This is a genomic window from Bacillus thuringiensis (assembly GCF_022095615.2).
Classification (GTDB): Bacteria; Bacillota; Bacilli; order Bacillales; family Bacillaceae_G; genus Bacillus_A; species Bacillus_A cereus_AG.
Window position 1 is genome coordinate 3,776,054 of the sequence record NZ_CP155559.1, and the last position, 13,365, is coordinate 3,789,418.

The window sequence follows — 13,365 nt, forward strand, 5'->3', positions numbered from 1 at the left end:
AAGATAATAATCCTATTTTTCCATTTGAATTTCTTCTATAATTTCTAAAAATGCCCGTACTTGCTTTAATTGTCTAGCGGATTCACTCGTCAATAACCATGTTTCTCTCGTTAATTGAACAGGTGTTTTATACATATTTTCCTGTACTTCTTTTAAAACAGTAGAAGGTAAAAGAGCATAACCTATACCATTTAAAACGAGTTGTTTACAAGTCTCAATTTGATCAACGACAATTGTTCTCTTAGGTGGATTAGAAAATAAACCATACCACCAATTTTGTATTTGTCCATAATAAGTCGAATCACTTTTAAATTGAATAAATGGTCTATTTGTTTCTTTTAACATCGAAATATCTTTTATTTCTTTATCCACTAAATAAAGTTCATCTTCAAATAATTGTTGTTTCTGACCTTTATATTCTTGTGTGCCTCTCAATATAGCAACATGAACGTCTCCTTCATAAAATTGCTTTTGCACTTCACTGCTCCAGCCAGTAAACAGCGATATTTTCACAGAAGGGTATTTATGTACAAACTTCTTCAAAACAGGAGGAAGCCAATATTGACCAATAACTGATGCAACAGCTATTTTTAACGTTCCGTGAGTTTCCGTTCTAAAAACAGCTAGCTCACTTTTAATATCCTCTTCCTTTTGTAGCATTTCTTTTGCATAATTTGCGACTTTTTCCCCTTCAGGTGTAATTGTCAATCCTTTTTGTGAGCGAATAAAAAACTTCATTCCCCATTGTTTCTCCATAGATTGTAATCGTTGACTAAGCGCAGGTTGTGAAACAAATAAACGTTCCGCCGCTTTTCTCATATTTGATTCCTGAGCTAACACAACCATCATTTGAAAATCATCAATTTGCAACTTTCTCCCTCTTTCCTTAGCTTCCATACACCTTATCTCAATAAGCTTTTCATCCTTAATTTAACTTCATACTCTTATATTTTTTATCTTTTTAAATATAATACATACACAACTGATATGCACGAAAAAAAGTGACTTCTCCGCTTCTATGAAGTCACTTTTCTCACATTAACGATTATGTTGCCTTACTTTTTTATTCAACAATTTTAAAATAGCTCGACGTGTTAAAATCCCCTCAAAATATCCCTCTTCATTAACAGCGCAAATAAAAGGATGATCAATTGTCATTTCTAAAGCTTTTGCAAACGAATCTTCTAACTTAAGAACCGGAATGTCTTCCTTCATCACCTGTTCTACTTTCATTTCGTCAAGTCTTTCAAACTCAATGCGTTCTAGCCCTAACATACCGTCTAAAATCATAGCAGTACTAATTAACCCATGCAATTTATACATCGGGTCCAAAACAGGTATCGCCGAATATCCAGATTTCACAAGAACGAGTAAAGCATGCTCTAAACCATTCCCCATTTGGACATGTGCTACTTTTTCTGATGAAATCATTAAATCTTTCACAAAAATTTGTTGAAACTCGTCTTTTGGAATACTAATCATGTTACATCCCCCATCTTCCCTTTTTCCTACTTTTAATCACCGACTCTATTCACATTTTATGATAGCGTTTTCATATTATTATTTTGTCCTTACTTTATTTCAATAAAAACAAAATTACACAGCTATTTTAGCATACAACACAAAAAAAAGACTACCATTCCGGTAGCGCTTAATACCCTTTATTTTTTAATCTGTAAAATAACCTTGTGATTTTTTTATATTGCGTCACATCTGTCTGTTTTAAACCATTCTCAATATCTGTAAGTTCCACAGCTAAAATTTCACTCGCATAATTTTGCTGAAATAGAATATCTAGTAACAAACTCTCTTCTTCTTCCGTTAAAACAAATTCCCTTTTCATATACCCCTTCTCCTTATACTCGCATCGTTACTCTTATTATATAAAATTTCCAGCCTATTTAATAGATGTAATATTCAGTTTTTAGTGAAAGATATATATAAAATTGTTTTTTATTTCGTATATCGATTCGCATAACTAAACGCCGCATAAGCATCTGGCTTAATTTTTGCAGTTAATCCCATCGCTTGAATTTTCGCTGTCATATCTAGAATAAATTCTTTTGTTAAACCATCATTTCCGATATCCAAGTGAATTTCCATTATAAATCCAGCCCCATCTTGAGCATATGGATGCAATAAATCCCATATTGTTTGTATATGTTTTGGAGTAAATAGGCATGCAATCTCTTGGCTAAACTGCGTTTCTAAATATATTTTCTCACGTAAAGTTGCTGGCTTATCTTTCACTGATTTATGGTGTAAACACCCCCAGGCACCTTTTCCAACGCGATGAATATGAATTGCCGTAATAAACCTCGTATCCTTTTGATGTGCTTGTGAGTCTGTCCCAATGGATAAGCGATATAAATTTCGTGGATCCTTTTCAATGAAACTACAAATACGGCTAAAGACCATATCAAAATTTAAATGTCTCTCTGAAACATTATAAAATGTATGTTCACCGGCCACATAGTCACGTCCTTTCAATTAGACAGACTTTTCGTATTCTCATTGTATGGGACAAAAATAAAAATTATAACTTCCTATCCTTTATTCGTTTCAATATTTCGAATTACATAATGGCAAACTTGACACGTATAAATTACATTTTGATTCGATTGAGCCGTTAATACATGAAGAATCTCAGCAGAATTGTGACATTTAGGACAAATCACAACTGGTAAACGTTCCATACAATACACCTCCTCGTTATTTTTATCCCGCTTTTGCTATCATTGGTGATGACTACTATTCAGTATAGGACGAATAAGCCCCACTGATTACAATTTCACTTTATTACCATTGTGGGAAAAATAAAAATTCCCTATACATATATGCTAAAAAGTAATAGAACTAAAAAAGGTGTTGCCATATGGCAACACCTTTTTTATATGTATCAAGAAATGATATCGTAAATCTCAATTGCAACCATGTCGATATTATCGAATTGATACACTTGAGGTTTTTCACCTTGTTGATACACTTCTAACTCATACATTTCACTTTTATCGAAAAATTTCACGCTACATTTGCGCTCACCGTTCACTTCAAAATAGCGTTGTGCTACTTCACCGCTTTCAGCTTGTTCTTGTAGACTAACAAGTCGAGTTAAAATTCCTTGGAGTAGAGACATGAAATCTCTCCTTTCTCTGATCTTCCTACCAATAGGTTTTACAGCTATACTCATTCTATCCGTCATAACAGAAAAAATGTTCCACAGTCTAGGATAAAGGTTATTGGCCAGAAACTCAACTAAAAATTTGTCGAAATGCGAAGGAAAAAAACAGAAAGAACATCTTTTCCCTTCTTTATTGCGATTTTTATACTGGAAGAATATAATAAAAAACAGAAAAAAGGAGGAATTACAATGAAAAAAATTGAGGTTTACACACAACCTGATTGTCCGCCATGTGTCATTGTGAAAAATTTTTTAAAGCATAATAACATTGTATATGAAGAATTTGACGTAAAAAAAGACGCTGCTGCACGCAATCGTCTTTTATATGACTATGATTCGTATTCAACTCCAACAGTTGTAATTGATGGAGAAGTTGTTGCTGGTTTTCAAATTGAAAAATTACAACAGCTACTCAATATTGAATAAGAATAGGTAGAGACCTATTCTTATTTTTATCCCGCTATTTGTGGGCTATTACTCAGTGGGAGATGAACACCCCTCACCGAGTAAAGTGTCACTTTATAATTGTTGTAATCTTTTTATTTCAGTTAAAAGTTCTTGACTTTCATGATATCCGGCCAATTTCCATTTCCCTTGATCTCTTTGCAATGTTACAATTTGATATTGTCCACTTTTTGCCCGCTCATATACATATAAAATTTTATGCTCTTCATCATATGACATTTTCGTTTCTGAATGAAAAGAAAACGGCGCTTCTTTTGCTGGAAGTAAATATTCACCACTTTGTTTATCACTTCTACTATTTTCATCTGTAAATACTTGAAGGAAATTCTCTGTAAAATATGGTGATAACGTTTCTATCATCTTATTCATCGGCAAATGCTTCCCACGAATTGAAAATTGGGTTTCATAGCCCTTTTGTATCGTTGTAAACACTTCTTTCCGATCGACTTTCACTTCCTCTTTTCCTAAAACAGTTGTGACACTATAACCAACTAGAAAGGCAACGCATACAAATAGAACTAACCATATTCCATATTTCCTCATTTTTTCACCTTCCTTTTAAGAGAACTTGTCTTTGTAGTATTCATTGTAACAATGATTATGCAAAGAAAGGGCTGGTTTCGTTCGTAAAATCTTTACAACGATAGACAGCATTTTCATCACCATTTTCACTATTACCAATTTATGATAAAAACAAACAAAAAATGCACGAATCTCTTCGTGCATTAAAATAAAACATCTTCTTCATATAAATATTCATACGATAAATCTATAAATAAAAAGTTTTCATCATCAATTGGGAAAGAAAATGTTCGTACCATCTCACCGGTTTCAATATCAGCATATAAATCTGAAAGTCTTGCCTTATTCTCAAAACGCATTTTCATAATATTTTCTAGAAAATACGGACGCCAACTCCAGTTCTTCATATAATACTCAGGCATCACAATCCATTCCCCATCTTTTTTCATAACGTTTCCTGATTGCTGGAAACCATCTTCGTTACAAATAAATATGCGGAAACTATACTGTGATACACTTTGGCTAAATTGTAATAACCAATCATTTATATCTTCATTCTTCTTCTGTTTGGCTAGAACATCACCAATTCGATCACGTAACATTTCGGTTAAATTATAAATTTTTTGTAATTTCTTCTTTTCATGTTGAATAAATTGATGACACTCATTACCAAGTCGTTCTTTCAAAACGTTCGTTTCAATAAAATCAGGTAAGCACTCTTTCAAATAATTCCCTTGATAATATCTACCACCGTTTTTCCAAGCATATTGTAGTTGATAAAAAGCATCTATTTCTTCATATAACAATGTCGCACCAATTCTTCTAGCAAGTAATGATAAAGAATATAAAATATCTTGATAAGATTGTAAAAGTGCAGTTTGTCTTAAGTTTGTTAAATCTACTTTTAAAATATCTGGTGCTAACACGCTAATACGTTCTAAATTACTTGTACCCGTTCCGACTTTATTAATCGAAATTTGAATACCATATGTACGATAATACATAAGCAAATGATTAAATTGCTCTATATCTTCTTTACACTCATGCTCTGTAATTTCTAAAACAATGTGTTTCAAATTTAAACCTTGCTCTTCATACATCAATAAAAGTTGAAGTAAACTTTCATCATCATCGTTCATTAATACGTTAGCATTCCGATGGATAAATAATAATAGTTTTTGATCACTTTCTAAATAACGATTTAAAGCTTTTTCTACTATAATGTTATCCGCTTCCAGTTGAAACTCACTTGGAATAGAATCATCATGAAAGAAAGAAGCTAAACTTTGTATGCCCTCTTCTGTTTGAATACGTCCTACTACTTCATATCCAATTACAGTATGCTCATCAGCACTAAAAATAGCTTGATAATAAGGAAGGACTTTATCCAAGTTACTCATTACATCTAATGCATCTATCAACGTGCTTCCCTCCCTTTACTTTTCAAAAATTATAACATGATATTTACGGAAAAATAATAAAAAATCCCTTCAGTTTTCCTGAAGGGATTAGAGGGGTAAAATGCTAAGGGGAATTAGCAATTCTACTATGAAGAAAAAAGAGGTCTTAAATATAACGTATATATGACCTCTTGTAAACACCTTTCTTTCATATGTCACAATTCCGTCACATTTAACCGTAAAAAAACGAATCGAACATTCATTTTCTCATCCCTTTTAAAATGGATATTGATGTAAATGTTGTCCTCCATCCATTGTCATGCAAGTCCCATTTATGTACGCAGCTTCATCTGAACATAAATAATAAGCTAGACCTGCGATTTCTTCTGGCGTACCTAGCCTTCCAAGCGGAACACTTTGTATCGTACGCTTAGCCATTTCTTCTGAAATCCATAATTTATCAGCACCGCCCGTACGTTCAATTGGTCCTGGTGCGATAGCGTTAACTCGTATTCCATATTTACGTCCCCACTCAACAGCAAGAGTTTTTGTCATCGCTAATACACCGGCTTTAGCTGCTGCCGAATGGATAACCCCTGGGCCTGCATCCCATGCATATGTTGCTACCATGTTAATGATATTCCCTTTTATACCTTTTTCAATCCAATATTTTCCGACAGCATGGCTACAGTAAAATGTACCGTTTAACACAATATTAATGACTGAATTCCAGCCATTCACGGATAAATCTTCTGCCGGACAAATAAAGTTTCCAGCTGCATTATTTATTAAAACATCAATTCGACCAAACTTCTCATCAATCTGTTCAATCATTTTCTGAATATCATCCGTATTCCTTACATCCATTTGTACAGGTAATACTTGCCCTGGAAATTGTTCAATTTCCAACTTTGTTTCCTCTAGTTTTTCCTTTGTACGTCCTGTAATAACAACTCGTGCCCCTTCTTTTGCAAAACGAGTCGCCATTCCTTTTCCCATTCCACTTGATCCACCTGTTATAATAACTACCTTCTCTTTCACATACATCCCCTCCAAAAAAATGAATACACATTCATTTTATCACTTTATTTAATAGAAATCTTTATATTTTTAAACTTTTCTGATATTTTAACGTAAAGAGGTTTCTTTTTATTCGTTTTTTTCGTAATCTATACTACTTTTTATTATTTAAAATATATTTTAAATAAACTGAAAGGAGATTTGAGTAACCTATAATTGTAACGAACACATGTGATATAAGTCAAATAGGTATACTCATATTTTTATGAAGAAAATTACTAGAAGAGATTTTTTAAAAGTTGGCATGCGCACTTGTCTATATTCATTTATAACCACTAGCATCGGATACTATTACGCTAAATATATTGAGCCTCATTTACTCTCTTTTACAGAGCATACACTTACATCACAACTCATACCAAAAAGTTTTCATGGTATGAAGATTCTTCAATTTAGTGATTTACATCTCGGATACTATTTCTCTCTCCAACATTTATCTCAAATCGTTTCTAAAATTAATGCTGTAAAACCCGACATTGTTCTTTTTACTGGTGATCTCATTGATAATTATCAAACATATACTGACACTCCTTTCGTTTCATCCATTTTAAAAAATATACAAGCACCCTTCGGTAAATTTTCTATTTATGGTAACCATGATCACGGCGGATATGGAACGGAATACTACGAACACATCATGCGCGAATCCGGATTTGAACTATTATTAAATAGCGAAAAGAGAATTCGTCTACTGGATAATAGTGAAATTTCAATTTTCGGTCTTGATGATATACTACTAGGCAAACCCAAAATAGACGAGACACTACAGTACGCGAGGCAAAACACTTATAATATTGTTCTTGTTCACGAGCCAGATATTGCACCCAAAATTGCTAAATATCCTGTTAACTTACAACTTTCTGGTCACAGCCATGGCGGACAAGTACAAATTCCTTTTGTAGGCGCTATTATTACCCCATCACTTGCTAAAAACTATGTTGAAGGCTTCTATACGATTCAAGACTTAGCTCTCTATGTCAATCGAGGCCTTGGAAGAACACGTGTCCCATTCCGATTTATGTCAAAACCTGAAATTACGATTTTCACGCTCCAACATTCGTAATAATTCGCCTATTTTCTTACATATCCTTTCTTGTACGCGCTCATCCATGTTTCATTTACCATATGATAAAAGTGAGTCCAATAAAGGAGGTTTGTTCATGTACCCATATTATCAACCAATCCCAGTCCGCTCAGCACCTATTGGTCCAGTAGGCGACTCACGCTTCTTTCCGTTTTTTGGCGTTCCATTTCTAGCTGGCATTGCTGGTGGACTGCTCGGCGGAGCATTAGCTTTCGGTCCTAGACCGTATTACCCACCATATCCACCACCTTTCCCACCGCCAACACCTTATCCTTGTTATGGTGGACCTTGTCAACAACCATACTATTATTAATGTACCGTACAATTCTATCAATGTTATTCCCTCTCTTAACCGTTTCATGATCCATTAGCATGCTTACAATAAAAACTATTCTCTCTACGCATTCTTTTAATTAAAGAACGTATAATAAGTAGAGAACAAAGTAAAAAAACCTCTTAAAAAAGAGGTTTTTTTACTTTGTTCTCATTATTCAGCATCCGTGTTTTGATACGCCATCTTAAACAACTTCACTTGGCTATCAATTTCTTCTGTACTACTATTAATAACGTAATAATAGTCACCGGTTTTATTTTGTTCACGCGTTTTCACATTATCAGCTAATGTTAGCTGTAAAATCGCCTTAATTCTCGCCTTCATTTCAATATCTAATATCGGGAAAGATATTTCTACTCGCTTTTCCATATTTCGCGTCATCCAATCAGCCGAAGATAAATATATCTTTTCCTCTCCATTATGATGGAAATAATAAATTCGGCTATGTTCTAAATATCTCCCGACAACACTAACTACCCGAATATTTTCACTTACACTTGGAATACCAGGCCGTAGGCAACATGTTCCTCGAACGATGAGCTCTACCTTTACTCCAGCTTGTGATGCTTCATACATTTTTTTTATTAATGGTTTATCTGTTAATGAATTCATCTTAGCAATAATATATCCATTTCCATATTGCCTATGATAACGGATTTCTTCATCTATTAAATCCATAAATTGCTCTCTTATATCAAATGGCGCAACCGATAAATGATGAAAATGTGGCTTTGTTGTATAACCACTCAAATAATTAAAGAAATTTGTTGCATCGACCCCGAAGTCTTTTCGTGATGTAATATACCCAAAATCAGTATATAACTTTGCTGTTGCGTCATTATAATTTCCAGTCCCAAGATGTACGAACCTTTCAATTTTTCCGTTTTTTCTTCTTACAACTAGCGTAATTTTACTATGTGTTTTCAAATGACTTACACCGTAAATAACGTGACAGCCTGCCTTTTCTAATTCTTTAGCCCAATGCACATTATTTTCTTCATCAAATCTTGCCTTTAACTCAACTAATACCGTCACTTGCTTTCCTTTTTCAGCCGCTACTTTTAGCGCCTGAATAATCGGCGAATCCCCACTTACTCGATATAATGTTTGTTTGATCGCAAGTACATTCGGATCGTCTGCCGCATCACGGACAAAATCAACTACCGGCTGAAATGATTCAAAGGGATGATGTAATAAAATATCATGCTCAATTGCTTTTTCAAATACATCTTCCGCATCCCCTAAGTCTTGAGGCCGTTGCGGAATAAGAGCCGGATATACTAGATGTTCATATAAAGGAGCTAGTTTTTTATATAAAGAAAATAAACATGTTAAATCTAGCGGTCCATCCATTATATACACATCTTCATCTTTTACTTCCAACACCTCATATAATAATGCTAATACTCTTTCATCAATATGCTCTTTGCCAACTTCTAAACGTACAGCAGCTCCCCACTTACGCTTCTTTAATTCTTTTTCAATTACCTTTAATAAATCCCTCGCACCTTCTTCATGAATTGTTAAATCCGCATTACGTGTAATACGGAAACGAGTAACAGATGATACATTATATCCTGTAAATAATTTATGAGTAAAACCACTAATTACATCTTCTAATAAAATAAATTTATGCTTTTGCCCTTCACTCGGTAAAAATATGAAACGTTCGAGTAATGAAGGAACTTGTACAATTCCTAACTTCGTACGGTTTTCTTCCTCCACTTGTTTCTCATCATATAAAAGAGTAGCTAAATTCAAACTTTTATTTAATAACATTGGAAATGGACGGTATGCATCGATAGCTACAGGTGTTAAGACTGGGAAAATTTGCTCATCAAAATACTCTTCTATAAATTCTCTCTGTTCTTTCGTCAAATCGTGGAATGTTAAACGCTCAATTCCCTCTAGCTCTAGCGCTGGCAACACATAATTTTTAAACGTATTATATTGTACAGTCATTAATTCATGGGCCTTTATCGCAATTTTATTTAATTGCTTTTTTGGTGTTAAGCCAGCCTTATTTTCTGGTTGGTTAAACCCAGCACTCACTTGATCCTTCAATCCTGCCACGCGTACCATAAAGAATTCATCTAAATTTGAGCTGAAAATGCTAATAAACTTTAATCTTTCCAAGAGCGGATTCGTTTCATCCTGTGCTTCTTGTAGTACACGTTCATTAAATGCTAACCAACTTAATTCTCGATTATTGTAATAAGCTGTATCATTTAAATTTACTATATTCCCCTTCAACATTTCCATCCTCTTCACACTTCCCTTGAAACTTTTTTACTATAATTTAGTTACTTTTATTTTAGCAAATTACAATATTCCAAAGTGTTAATTTTTTGTAAAGACATCCGTACAACTTAACGTTTTGATTCAAAGGATAAATGAATAGTCGTTTTCAATACTCTTTCTAACTGTTTTTTTTGTTTTTCAGCTTGCACTTTTTCCGCTAATGCCGATTGCTCACATACAATTTTAAATGTTAACCCTTCTTTACTTTCTGTTATAGATATCGATTCAACAAGCGATCTTTGTCTTATATTTAGAGCTGCTGAAAATTGTAAAACAGCTCCTAATAGACGGATTTTTTTTTGTTCATTTTTATCGAACCATCCTTCAAATGGGGACAAGTGTTGTTTGAATAACATTTTTGATTTATAAGACGCAATAAGCGCTAATCTAACTCGCTCTTTATGCATCATCCCATCAATTGTTTTATTCGCTAATAAATAAAACGTATGTAAGCGGCTCGCTTCTTCATCTATATACTTACCTATATTAAATACTTTCGCCGCTTGATGGAATACTTCCCAGTCTTTTGCTGACATAGAAATTAGCCCTGTTTCCTCAAGCTGTTGACAAATCAATCTTCCATGTTTAATAAGCTGAATTACAAATTCCATATCCATTTCATATTCATGTGATAATAAATGTAAACTTTCTTCGACTACGTTCGGATAATATGAAATCCCCAAGTCTTTTGTCAACTCTTCATAGAAAACACCTTCTCGTAACCCTTTTCTACTTAATACAAATGCTGGTGCCTCTATAACATTAACAAGCGTATGAAAAACTTCGACTGCTGGAATAATTGTATCTGCTCGATCTTTTGCCAACCCTTCCATTTTTTGAAGTTCTATGAACGACAATACTTCCAATTCTTCTTTCACATTTTTAATATCTTCTTCTTTCATTTTATATAAATGTACCCCTGCTATAGGATAACAAATTAAATTTTGATGGATTTTCACTAAATTCCTCGCACTACCACCAATTGCAATAAGAGGCAATTTCTTATCAATTAACCATGGTAATGTTCGAAATTGATATTCTAAGTACGTTTGAATCTTTTCCAACTCGTCTTCAGTAGGTATATCCTCTTTGATAAATTGTTGCTTTAAAGAAAGTGCTCCAAAAGGAAAGCTACGATACTCTAATATCTCTCTATTTCGAAAGTATGTTACTTCCGTACTTCCTCCACCAATATCTACTGTAATTCCTTCAGAGAACGAAGTTGAATTCATAACTGCTAAATAGCCGTAACGTGCCTCCTCATATTCTGATAATACTCTAAGAGTAAAGTCTGTTTGTCCTTCAACAAGTTTTTTAATTGCCACTTGATTCTCAGCCTGTCTAATTGTTGCTGTTGCAACACAAAGTACATGATGCAACTGGTGGAATCGTGTACTTTCCTGAAATTGAAATAATGTTTGTAACAATACCTCTATTCCTTCTTCAATCAACACACCATCAATTAAATAATTCCTTAACCGAGCAACTACTTTCGTATTTTCAACCTCCTTATAAAAACCTCCATTTTGCTTTTCATAAATAACTAAACGCATTGTATTAGATCCAATATCTATAATGGCATATTGCTGTTTTAATATTTCTTTCAAACTTCTCACTCTTTCATTATCAAATTTCTAAAGCACATTCTATTACTATTATACAAAATAGTTGTTTTTTGTAACAATATTGCTTTAATATTGAAAATATATACAATCACTTTTTGCATATAATAAAAACCTCTTTTATTTATGTTATAATAATAAAAAATTGAAAGGAGATTCCATATGAAACCTTCACAACCACAATCTCAATTACAAAACCAACATTCTATTAATCGACTAGCTCAATCTATTTTCGTTGTGAATCGTCATGCTAAAGCTGCAACTAATCCGAAGTATTTATACTGGTTAAAAAAGACGGCTTTAGAACGCTTAATTGCTGAAAAAAAAGCTATTAAAGAAGGATTACATTTTTCTAGAAATCCACGTTTTAGCCAACAACAATCTGATGTTCTTATACGTTTAGGTGATTATTTTTTCCATATTCCTCCTACCAAAGAAGATTTTCGAATCCTACCACATCTTGGTCATCTTGAATCCTCCTATCGAAATCCGAAAACAACCTTATCTTTAACAGTAGCAAAAAAAACACTTCAAGATTATATTGGTCCTGAAGCACTGAAACAAGAAAAAAAATTAAGTGAACCTGTCCCATGGTATAGTCGTACTTATACAAAAAAATAAAACAGTTTGGCCAATTGATAGGCCAAACTGTTTTATTTTTTCTCTTCTTTAATTTTAATATTTGCTTGTTTATAAAAAGCTATTTTTTCTGTATTATAAGATTTCGTAAATTCATTAAACTTGTCTTTTTCGGATTCAATATCCTTATACGATTGATTTACTACCTTTACCTTTTCACTAATATCTTTTAATTTTGTACCTTTATCTTGTAACATTGTATATAATTCTTTTTCTTGTTTTAACGATTTATTATAGCTATCATACATTTTGTTAAATGAATCTTGTCGTTTCTCATATGTGCTTTTCACTTTATCCGCTTGATCTTTCAATTTCTTATCTTCAATTTTCTTCACATATTTATCTGCTGATTTTACTTCTTCTTGTGCTTTATTTAAAGATTCTTTTTCTTTTGTAAGCACTTTTTCTCGTTCATCTGTATTTTTCACTGCTTGGTTCAGTTTTTCCTTAACAGTTTGATTATTATCTTTTCCTTCTTGAACAATCTGGTTATATAATTCTTGTCCCTCTTTCTCTAAAGTTTCAAGTTTCTTTGCATCTTCAAACATTGTTTTCTCTTGCTTTGCAGCATTTTCAAACGCAACATATAATTCCTCTTCTGGTTTCGGCCCGAAACAACCCGCTAGTAAAGTCATTGATAATGCAGTTACAATTGCTAATTTACTATACTTCAACATCTTTTTCCTCCTACTTATATACGATCATCGTGTAAAAAGCTATGACAGTTATATACCCTT

Annotated in this window: 16 protein-coding genes; 4 read left to right on the plus strand and 12 right to left on the minus strand. The window is 33.2% G+C overall.

Going from position 1 to position 13,365, the window contains the following annotated elements:
* Nucleotides 1–12: 12 nt before the first annotated feature.
* From KZZ19_RS19405 to KZZ19_RS19430, 6 genes are all read right to left on the minus strand, one after another.
* Nucleotides 13–897, minus strand: coding sequence for a LysR family transcriptional regulator (locus KZZ19_RS19405; protein ID WP_061678286.1), 885 nt, complete (start codon nucleotides 895–897; stop codon nucleotides 13–15).
* A gap of 141 nt (nucleotides 898–1,038) precedes the next feature.
* Nucleotides 1,039–1,482 carry a cyclic-di-AMP-binding protein CbpB gene (gene cbpB, locus KZZ19_RS19410; RefSeq protein WP_016086509.1) on the minus strand — a complete coding sequence of 148 codons (444 nt, stop codon included), beginning with the start codon at nucleotides 1,480–1,482 and terminating at the stop codon, nucleotides 1,039–1,041.
* Nucleotides 1,483–1,651: 169 nt separating this feature from the next.
* Nucleotides 1,652–1,843 carry an antirepressor AbbA gene (gene abbA, locus KZZ19_RS19415; protein WP_237979396.1) on the minus strand — a complete coding sequence of 64 codons (192 nt, stop codon included), beginning with the start codon at nucleotides 1,841–1,843 and terminating at the stop codon, nucleotides 1,652–1,654.
* A 110-nt stretch (nucleotides 1,844–1,953) separates the two neighbouring features.
* Entirely contained in the window at nucleotides 1,954–2,472 is a 519-nt protein-coding gene (locus KZZ19_RS19420; protein ID WP_000896653.1) for a ribonuclease H-like YkuK family protein, read from the minus strand.
* Between the two features lie 74 nt (nucleotides 2,473–2,546).
* Complete coding sequence (locus KZZ19_RS19425) at nucleotides 2,547–2,696, minus strand: hypothetical protein (protein WP_088097573.1); 150 nt, start codon at nucleotides 2,694–2,696, stop codon at nucleotides 2,547–2,549.
* Nucleotides 2,697–2,899: 203 nt separating this feature from the next.
* The gene (locus KZZ19_RS19430) at nucleotides 2,900–3,136 is read right to left on the minus strand and encodes a YkuJ family protein (RefSeq protein WP_000055151.1); all 237 of its coding nucleotides are present in this window, start codon (nucleotides 3,134–3,136) and stop codon (nucleotides 2,900–2,902) included.
* A gap of 234 nt (nucleotides 3,137–3,370) precedes the next feature.
* Here KZZ19_RS19430 and KZZ19_RS19435 point away from each other — a divergent pair, with 234 nt between their 5' ends.
* A complete protein-coding gene (locus KZZ19_RS19435; RefSeq protein WP_237979397.1) occupies nucleotides 3,371–3,607 on the plus strand; it encodes a glutaredoxin family protein in 237 nt (78 codons plus the stop codon).
* 93 nt (nucleotides 3,608–3,700) lie between these two features.
* Here KZZ19_RS19435 and KZZ19_RS19440 read toward each other — a convergent pair whose 3' ends face one another.
* The 3 genes from KZZ19_RS19440 to fadH form a co-directional block, all read right to left on the minus strand.
* The gene (locus KZZ19_RS19440) at nucleotides 3,701–4,189 is read right to left on the minus strand and encodes a DUF3993 domain-containing protein (RefSeq protein ID WP_016086504.1); all 489 of its coding nucleotides are present in this window, start codon (nucleotides 4,187–4,189) and stop codon (nucleotides 3,701–3,703) included.
* Nucleotides 4,190–4,371: 182 nt separating this feature from the next.
* Entirely contained in the window at nucleotides 4,372–5,589 is a 1,218-nt protein-coding gene (locus KZZ19_RS19445; protein WP_000564301.1) for an EAL domain-containing protein, read from the minus strand.
* 255 nt (nucleotides 5,590–5,844) lie between these two features.
* The gene (gene fadH / locus KZZ19_RS19450; RefSeq protein ID WP_000660913.1) at nucleotides 5,845–6,609 is read right to left on the minus strand and encodes a 2,4-dienoyl-CoA reductase; all 765 of its coding nucleotides are present in this window, start codon (nucleotides 6,607–6,609) and stop codon (nucleotides 5,845–5,847) included.
* Nucleotides 6,610–6,853: 244 nt separating this feature from the next.
* On the opposite strand from fadH, the gene KZZ19_RS19455 reads away from it, so the two are divergent.
* Nucleotides 6,854–7,711 carry a metallophosphoesterase gene (locus KZZ19_RS19455; protein ID WP_237979398.1) on the plus strand — a complete coding sequence of 286 codons (858 nt, stop codon included), beginning with the start codon at nucleotides 6,854–6,856 and terminating at the stop codon, nucleotides 7,709–7,711.
* Nucleotides 7,712–7,808: 97 nt separating this feature from the next.
* Nucleotides 7,809–8,045, plus strand: coding sequence for a hypothetical protein (locus KZZ19_RS19460; RefSeq protein WP_048563234.1), 237 nt, complete (start codon nucleotides 7,809–7,811; stop codon nucleotides 8,043–8,045).
* 174 nt (nucleotides 8,046–8,219) lie between these two features.
* Here the strand turns inward: KZZ19_RS19460 and KZZ19_RS19465 are convergent, their stop codons facing one another.
* Nucleotides 8,220–10,328 carry a polyphosphate kinase gene (locus KZZ19_RS19465; RefSeq protein ID WP_088097577.1) on the minus strand — a complete coding sequence of 703 codons (2,109 nt, stop codon included), beginning with the start codon at nucleotides 10,326–10,328 and terminating at the stop codon, nucleotides 8,220–8,222.
* Nucleotides 10,329–10,435: 107 nt separating this feature from the next.
* The gene (locus KZZ19_RS19470) at nucleotides 10,436–11,974 is read right to left on the minus strand and encodes a Ppx/GppA family phosphatase (RefSeq protein ID WP_237979399.1); all 1,539 of its coding nucleotides are present in this window, start codon (nucleotides 11,972–11,974) and stop codon (nucleotides 10,436–10,438) included.
* Nucleotides 11,975–12,151: 177 nt separating this feature from the next.
* On the opposite strand from KZZ19_RS19470, the gene KZZ19_RS19475 reads away from it, so the two are divergent.
* Complete coding sequence (locus tag KZZ19_RS19475) at nucleotides 12,152–12,610, plus strand: YkyB family protein (protein WP_000804864.1); 459 nt, start codon at nucleotides 12,152–12,154, stop codon at nucleotides 12,608–12,610.
* Nucleotides 12,611–12,642: 32 nt separating this feature from the next.
* On the opposite strand, the gene KZZ19_RS19480 is transcribed toward KZZ19_RS19475, so the two are convergent.
* On the minus strand, nucleotides 12,643–13,305 hold the full coding sequence (locus KZZ19_RS19480; RefSeq protein WP_088097579.1) for a YkyA family protein: 663 nt from the start codon (nucleotides 13,303–13,305) through the stop codon (nucleotides 12,643–12,645).
* Nucleotides 13,306–13,365: the final 60 nt, after the last annotated feature.

Excerpts from the sequence above, each read along its gene's own strand:
- KZZ19_RS19405 (WP_061678286.1), bottom strand. The coding sequence starts at position 897 with ATGGAAGCTAAGGAAAGAGGGAGAAAGTTGCAAATTGATGATTTTCAA.
- cbpB (WP_016086509.1), bottom strand. The coding sequence starts at position 1,482 with ATGATTAGTATTCCAAAAGACGAGTTTCAACAAATTTTTGTGAAAGAT.
- abbA (WP_237979396.1), bottom strand. The coding sequence starts at position 1,843 with ATGAAAAGGGAATTTGTTTTAACGGAAGAAGAAGAGAGTTTGTTACTA.
- KZZ19_RS19425 (WP_088097573.1), bottom strand. The coding sequence starts at position 2,696 with ATGGAACGTTTACCAGTTGTGATTTGTCCTAAATGTCACAATTCTGCT.
- KZZ19_RS19430 (WP_000055151.1), bottom strand. The coding sequence starts at position 3,136 with ATGTCTCTACTCCAAGGAATTTTAACTCGACTTGTTAGTCTACAAGAA.
- KZZ19_RS19435 (WP_237979397.1), top strand. The coding sequence starts at position 3,371 with ATGAAAAAAATTGAGGTTTACACACAACCTGATTGTCCGCCATGTGTC.
- KZZ19_RS19440 (WP_016086504.1), bottom strand. The coding sequence starts at position 4,189 with ATGAGGAAATATGGAATATGGTTAGTTCTATTTGTATGCGTTGCCTTT.
- KZZ19_RS19455 (WP_237979398.1), top strand. The coding sequence starts at position 6,854 with ATGAAGAAAATTACTAGAAGAGATTTTTTAAAAGTTGGCATGCGCACT.
- KZZ19_RS19460 (WP_048563234.1), top strand. The coding sequence starts at position 7,809 with ATGTACCCATATTATCAACCAATCCCAGTCCGCTCAGCACCTATTGGT.
- KZZ19_RS19465 (WP_088097577.1), bottom strand. The coding sequence starts at position 10,328 with ATGGAAATGTTGAAGGGGAATATAGTAAATTTAAATGATACAGCTTAT.
- KZZ19_RS19475 (WP_000804864.1), top strand. The coding sequence starts at position 12,152 with ATGAAACCTTCACAACCACAATCTCAATTACAAAACCAACATTCTATT.
- KZZ19_RS19480 (WP_088097579.1), bottom strand. The coding sequence starts at position 13,305 with ATGTTGAAGTATAGTAAATTAGCAATTGTAACTGCATTATCAATGACT.